This is a genomic window from Lactobacillus delbrueckii subsp. bulgaricus, from assembly GCF_046938665.1.
In the GTDB taxonomy this organism is placed as follows: Bacteria; Bacillota; Bacilli; order Lactobacillales; family Lactobacillaceae; genus Lactobacillus; species Lactobacillus delbrueckii_C.
Genome location: NZ_JBKZCD010000079.1, coordinates 1 through 381, shown reverse-complemented (window position 1 = coordinate 381; position 381 = coordinate 1). Strand labels below are relative to the sequence as shown.

The following is a 381-nucleotide window of genomic DNA, read 5'->3' as shown; positions in this document are numbered from 1 at the left end:
GTTTTTTTTGCTTAATTTTTGAAACCGTTTTACGCTATCTTTGGTTAGAAATTTTATCAAAGGTGGCGTATTCTCATGACTAAGAAACATCAAGTCTTTAGACAGCTTGATTCTGTAACGGATAAGGCTGCCGAATGCATCAATTACTTTGTTTATCATCCAAGCAAAGACTTCACGCGTAAAAGAAAACTGGATGCTAAGACATTCATTAAGACCACTCTTGGCATGCAAGGAAACTGCTTGAACAAGGAGCTAGCTGACGCATTTCCTAAGTTCTCTGAGCGAATGACTGCATCGGCTTACGAACAACAGAAAGCTAAGGTTAACCCTAGATTGTTCAAGGTAATTCTGTATGAGTTCAATTCAACTCTGAAACAGCCT

At 38.6% G+C, this 381-nt stretch carries 1 pseudogene; it reads left to right on the top strand.

Annotated elements, in window-relative coordinates:
* Window positions 1-75: 75 nt before the first annotated feature.
* A pseudogene (locus ACLUXO_RS10275) lies at window positions 76-381 on the top strand (IS4 family transposase); the annotation flags it as partial.